This is a genomic window from Saccharopolyspora spinosa NRRL 18395, assembly GCF_000194155.1.
Classification (GTDB): domain Bacteria; phylum Actinomycetota; class Actinomycetes; order Mycobacteriales; family Pseudonocardiaceae; genus Saccharopolyspora; species Saccharopolyspora spinosa.
Genome location: NZ_GL877885.1, coordinates 1 through 6,330, shown reverse-complemented (window position 1 = coordinate 6,330; position 6,330 = coordinate 1). Strand labels below are relative to the sequence as shown.

Sequence of the window (6,330 nt, the reverse complement as noted above, 5' to 3'; positions counted from 1 at the left end):
GATACCGGGGTGGTGACCTCCGGTGGAGACCTGGTGGTGTCGGGTTCCGGTCCGGCCTCCGGTGGCGTGGCGGGTAAGGACGGTAAGGGCGGGTTCGATGGCAGCGGTAGGGGTGGTGCGGGTGGCAGCGTGACGGGCGGGAATCCAGCTGCCGGTGTCCCGGGCGTGTCAGATTTTGGGCAGGACCGGCCGGGTACTCCGCCACCGTCTTATGGCTATGCGACGGGAGATTTCGGTTCGGGCAGGTCGGTGACACCGCCGCCGCAGTACAGTCCCGTTGCCGGTGGCGATCCGGTGTCCGGGGTGTCTGGCGTGTCTGGTGTGGATGGTCCTGGTACGCCCTCGGATGCCGTGCTACCGAACACTGTCACACCCCGATCCGGCTCTGGGGCGGTAGCGGATCTCAACGGCGAAGCGGTGTCCCCGGGCGATGAGTCCTCGGTGGATGGCGGGACCGGCCGCGATGGGGATTCCGGTGTGGACCCGGTTGTGGGGCGTGGGGATGCGCATCGGTGGGGTGAGGCTGCGGTGCCGCCGGATTCGGCGGTGGGGTCACGGGCGGTCCCGTATCCACGGCAGGATCCGGCGGCGGCCTTGCCTGCGGCCGTGCCGGTGGGTGTGCAGGTGGACGCGGTGCCGGTGCCGGTGCCCGCGAATGTGGTTGCTGATGGCGGGTTGGTGGAGTTCGTGCGGGGTGGTGTCGCGGATTCCTCGGGCGGGCCTGTGCTGCTGGTCGCACAGAGCAATCCGGGTGCGGGTGTGGTGGTCTCGCCGGGGCAGGGTTCGGCCCTGGCCCAGGGGATGGGGCGTGATGTTGTCGCGTTGACACCGGGACAGGGCGGGCGCGGGCCGCAGTGGACGGTATTCGCCGCCGATGGCTCTGTTCCCAGACCGGTGCCCGGGGCGCCGGAGGATCTGGCCGGAGCGCCGGAGGGTCTGGCCGGTCTGGTGGAGTCTTCGGCGGCTGTTCCGGGCGGCGTGGCTGGGTCGGGACCGCCGCCGGCGGGGCAGTGGTCGCGCTCGGATCTGCGGGGGGAGATCGACCGGGCGAGGAAGCTGGACCGCTCTGGCGGGGATGAGCTGGCGGCGCGGCGGATTGTGGAGGACACCCATGACATTTCGGGGTTGGTGGGTGGGGATGCTGCGGTGTCGCTGGAGGAGGTGGTGGCGCTGGTCGCGGCCAAGCACCACGAACTCGGCGATGCTCACCAGGACCAGGTGGTGGAGTTTTCCCAGGCGCTGGCCGACAGGCTGGGCACGCGGGGCAGCGGGCTGACCATCCAGGCCGGGGCCGGCCCGGCGGGGCGTTCGGGGGAGTCCGCGGCGGAGTTGGGATCGGGTCGGCACACCAGCGGTGGGCCTTCACCGTCGGGTGCTGCGGTGCCGGTGGATGACACCACGAGCGGTGCCGGGGACCAGCGGGTGTCGGAGGAGCTGGCTGCGCATGCGGGGGTGGATGAACGAGTTGAGTCTGGGAGTTCGGGTGGTGGGGGAGTTGTGGAGGAGCGTTCTGCGGCTTTGTCTGGTGGGGAATTTGTTGGTGGGTTTCCTGGCGTGAGTTCGCCGATGGCTGCGCCGACTGAGGCTGATGTTCGGGAGCGGATTGCGGCTTTGCAGGATGCGGTCCCCCCCCCCGCCGGTGCTGTTTCCGTCGTCGTCGCGCTCTCCGGCAGGTGCGGGTTTTCCGGTCCGCGTGTGGGCCAGTACCGATAAGCCTCCGCGGGTTCGTCATAAAGTCTGGTCCTGGAGTCCGTCAACGCCTCGCCCAGATCAGCCTTACCAGTAAACTGCCCGAACTGGTTGTCGTCGGTGAGTTCCATCCACCCACCGTTGCTGGGACGGAATTGCACACGACCGGTCTGAGGCGGCATCACACTCAAATGCCGACCCATCCGACCCGCCAACTCAGCCAACCGCGCAATCACATCCGGCACGACTCCCGCAGCCCACCCCAGCCCAGACACACCCACCCGCTCCCCGACCGGCTCCCCCTCGTCACCCACCATCCCGACCGGCTCCCCCTCCTCACCCACCATCCCGGCCAACTCCGCCCGGGGGTGAGCTCTCGGTCGGACGTGCGTCTGGGATTCGAGGTCGAGTTCAAGCTCCCGAGCGAAAATTTCGATGTGCGGGTCGACAGTCTGGGGGCGGAGCTCGAACGAGAGGGGCTGGTGGATTGGCGGACCGCCCACGGCTCGAAACTGGTTCGTAAGAGCGATGCTGTGGAGATTTTGGCTAACGGTAAGTGGGCGTTGCTCGATGAGTGGGAGCCTTTCGAGGTGGAGGCGACATCGCCGATCCTGCGTAATGACACTAAGCGGCCCGTGCTTCGCCGCGACCAACGCCACCACCTCGTCCAGCGACACGACATCGTCCCGACCAGCCAGCCTCCGAACGTCATGCGTGCCCTGCACAATCCGCCGCGCCGCCTCTGTGTCCTGGCTGGACAAGTCCCCCTGCCTCGCCCGCTCAATCTCCCCCCGCACATCCGAGTCCGACCACTCACCCGCAGGTGCTGTTTCCGTCGTCGTCGCGCTCTCCGGCAGGTGCGGGTTTTCCGGTCCGCGTGTGGGCCAGTACCGATAAGCCTCCGCGGGTTCGTCATAAAGTCTGGCGGGCATTCCGCAACCTCCCCTCCGCCGCCTCCATCGCCCCCAACCTCGACTCAATCGTCCGCAACTGCGCCGGAGTCCACTCCCCCTGCCGCACCCACCGCTTCGCAGTCTCGACGTTCTCCCGCACACGATTCGGATTGAACTCCGGCGGCATCACACTCAAATGCCGACCCATCCGACCCGCCAACTCAGCCAACCGCGCAATCACATCCGGCACGACTCCCGCAGCCCACCCCAGCCCAGACACACCCACCCGTGGCGCAGATCGCGAAGGTCTCCGAGGCGCTGCTTTACCGGCTGGGCAACGTTGCAGGTGGTGACGGGTCGAATCAACGCGACGTCAGGCACGCTGGGCCGATTTCGCTTCCGTCGGATCCGTACGCGATGGAAGATGACACCGATGAGTACGGGTATGATTCCCTGCCCGAGTCGGGCGACAAGTATCGTGCGGTGCGTTTTGGCGTCGTTGGATTTGAGAATGATCGGCTTGAGTTCCGGTTGTGGGCTGGGGACGCGGGTGAGCTGACCGGGAATCCTGCGTTGTGGCAGGTGCGGTCGGAGTTGAGTGCGGCGATGATGCTGGCCGGCACCGATTCGGCGATCTACCGGCCTCCCGCCCCTTCAACTCCGCAACCCGGTCGATGGCGCCCTTCCTCGCCCGGTACCGCTCCGCGTCCCTTTCCTTTTGCTGGGTTGGCTCCTTCCGCTTCGCCACCCTCGGCTGGATGGAGCGGCATTTGAGGACGTTGCCGCCAGAATTCGATCCGAACGGTGTGCGTGAGTACGTCGAAACTATGAAGCAGTGGGTGCACCAGGGACGGTGGACTCCAGTGCAGTTGCAGACACTTGAGTCGCGCTTGGGTGACATACAGGCGGTGGAGGGGAGGTTGCGCAATGCTCGCCGGGCGGAGGTGCGTGAGGTGTTTGTGCAGGCGAGGCAGGCGATTGCGCAGGGGCGTGTTCCGGTCACGTAGACGGAGCGAATGGATCGGCATTTGAGGACGATGCCGCCGGAATTCAATCCGGGCCGTGTGCGTGAGAACGTCGAAACTGCGAAGAACATGGTACGACAGGGAGACTGGACTTCGGCGGATTTGCAGAAAGTTGAGGAAAATTTGCCCGGAGGGGAGGCGGCGGTGAGGGCGTTGCGCAATGCTCGCCGGGCGAAGGTGCGTGAGGTGTTGGCGGAGTTGGAGGCGGTGCAAGACCGGGATGAGGAGCGGCGGGCGTTGTGGGAGTCGGAGCGGGCGTTGCGTGCCGAGTTGGCGGCGGTGCAGGCCGAGTTGGCCAAGTTCGTGCCGGCCGGGATTACGAGGTTGGCTGAGCTGACGGAGCGAATGGATCGGCATTTGAGGACGATGCCGCCAGAATTCAATCCGGGCCGTGTGCGTGAGAACGTCGAAACTGCGAAGAACATGGTATGGCAGGGAAACTGGATTTCGGCGGATTTGCAGAAAGTTAAGGAAAGTTTGTCTGGAGCGGAGGCGGCGACCGTGCAACGCACTCTCCGCCGCCTGCGCCCCACCCAAATCCGACCACTGCTGCACTGGCGCTGTTCCCGACGCCGCTACACCAGCCGGAACACGAGCCGAGGCCTCCGCCAGACCGGCCAGGTTCCCACCAGCAACTCCCTCCGACGGCGCCGTCACCCGCGCCGTGTTCACCGGCAGCCCCGCCGGTGCTGTTTCCGTCGTCGTCGCGCTCTCCGGCAGGTGCGGGTTTTTTCCTCACTCTCGACGCTCGGGTATTCAGCCTATTTTCTTCCTTTTTCTCCTTTTCTATTTCCCGCCGCAAATCAAGCTCGGCCTGCTGCTCCGAAGTCAGCGGCCCCTGCTTCGCCAACTCCTCCAACTTCGCAATCTCAGCGGCGGCGTCCTTCCTCGTCTCGCGAGGCTTCTCACCGTTTTTCTTGGTTTGCTGCTTCTGCTTCGCGACCTTCGACCGGAGCTTCGCCAGCTCCTCCGCCTCCTCCCCGACTCCTCCAACCCCGTCTGCCGATCCTCGTCCAAATCGGACAACGATGCCGCAGCCCGCCCCTCCCCAGCTGAATCCCCCATCACCTCATCAACCGACGCACCGAGATCAACGCCCCCATCCGACCACGCATCCCCATCAGCACCACCCTGCTCCACCGAACCCGCATCCCGCGACACACCTGAATCGGCCAGCTCCCGATCAAGCCACGCATCGAGATCGACGCTCCCATCCGACTGCTCGTCCCCTTCATACCACGCATCCCCATCAGCACCACCCTGCTCCACCGAACCCGCATCCCGCGACACACCTGAATCGGCCAGCTCCCGATCAAGCCACGCATCGAGATCAACGCTCCCATCCGACCACGCATCCCGATCAGCCCAACGCTGCTCGAATACCCCGCTCGGCACCATTGCATCCTGCGCGTCCTGCTGCCCACTTGCCTCCGCAATCGGTCGCGAAGGTCTCCGAGGCGGTGCTTTTCCGGCTGGGCAACGTTGCAGGCGGCGACGGGTCGAAGCAACGCGACGTCAGGAACGCTGGGACGATTTCGCTTCCGTCGGATCCGTACGCGGTGGACGATGACACCGGCGCCGACGGGTACCGATCTCTTCCCCACCCGAGGGACAGGAGTCGTGCGGTGCGTTTTGACGTCGTTGGAGTTGTGGATGATCGGCTGGAGTTCCGGGTGTGATTCACGGCATTTTCCGCCTTTTTCCGCTTCCACTCCGCCACCTCCGGCTCGAGCCTCGCCAGCTCCTCCGCCTCCTCCCCAGTCAGCTCCTCCCGCCGCTTCAACTCCGCAACCCGGGCGATGGTGCCTTTCCTCCCCCGGTACCCCGTCGGCGCGGACTCAGCCTCCTGAATCAACTTGAGCTTCTTCTTCTTTTCCGCCAGGTTTCGCCTCGTCTCCGTCAACTGCGCCACAGAATCAGCCACCTTGCGCCGCAACGCAGGTAGCCTGCCCTGCTCAGCCTCGGTCGGCTGCTGCAACGCCTCGATCTCCGCAGCCGATCCTTTCGCTCTCCGCACCCGGGCTTTCAGCCGTTCTTCTTCCCTAATATCCGCTGCTATTCCCCGCCGCAAATCGAGCTCGTCCTGCTGCTCCGGATTCAGCCGACCCTGCCCCTCCAACGCCTCCAAATTCGCAATCTCCCCGACGGCGGCGACCTTTGCCGCCCGATCGCGAGCCTGTCTCCGTTCGTTAAGTTCTACCTGTTCCTGCGGCGCGGGCTCCCCGCCGCCTTGATTCCCGGAATCAACGCCAACGGTTCCTGTCACCCCCCCCCCCCCCCCCCCCCCCGACTCCTCCCACTCCGCCTGCACAGCCGCATCCGGCTCCCCCGGCACCTCCAACCCCGCCTGCCGATCGTCGTCCAAATCGGACAACGATGCCGCAGCCCGCCCCTCCCCAGCCGAATCCCCCCGACTCCCGCAACTGCGCAACCCGCACATCCGGCCCCTCATCGCGGGTCGCACCCTCCACCCGCTCGTTCTCAGCATCGCCCAACCCCTCCCCCGACTCCTCCCGCTCCGCCTGCATAGCCGCATCCGGCTCCCCCGGCTCCTCCCACCCCGCCTGCCGATCGTCCTCGTCCAAATCGGACGGCGATGCCGCAGCCGGCCCCTCCCCAGCTGAATCCCCCATCACCTCATCAACCGACGCCCCGAGATCAACGCCCCCATCCGACCGCTCGTCCCCTTCATTTTGTTCGTCCCGATCAGCCCCAGCCGACTC

3 protein-coding genes are annotated in these 6,330 nt (G+C 66.1%); 2 read left to right on the top strand and 1 reads right to left on the bottom strand.

Going from position 1 to position 6,330, the window contains the following annotated elements; translation table 11 throughout:
• Positions 1-1,713: hypothetical protein (locus SSPN_RS58120; protein ID WP_237710989.1), on the top strand; the 1,713-nt coding region annotated here is incomplete at its 5' end.
• A gap of 1,157 nt (positions 1,714-2,870) precedes the next feature.
• Complete coding sequence (locus SSPN_RS56150; RefSeq protein ID WP_237710988.1) at positions 2,871-3,356, top strand: hypothetical protein; 486 nt, start codon at positions 2,871-2,873, stop codon at positions 3,354-3,356.
• A gap of 1,611 nt (positions 3,357-4,967) precedes the next feature.
• Here SSPN_RS56150 and SSPN_RS57415 read toward each other — a convergent pair.
• Positions 4,968-5,873, bottom strand: coding sequence for a hypothetical protein (locus SSPN_RS57415; RefSeq protein ID WP_158309726.1), 906 nt, complete (start codon positions 5,871-5,873; stop codon positions 4,968-4,970).
• Positions 5,874-6,330 lie beyond the last annotated feature (457 nt).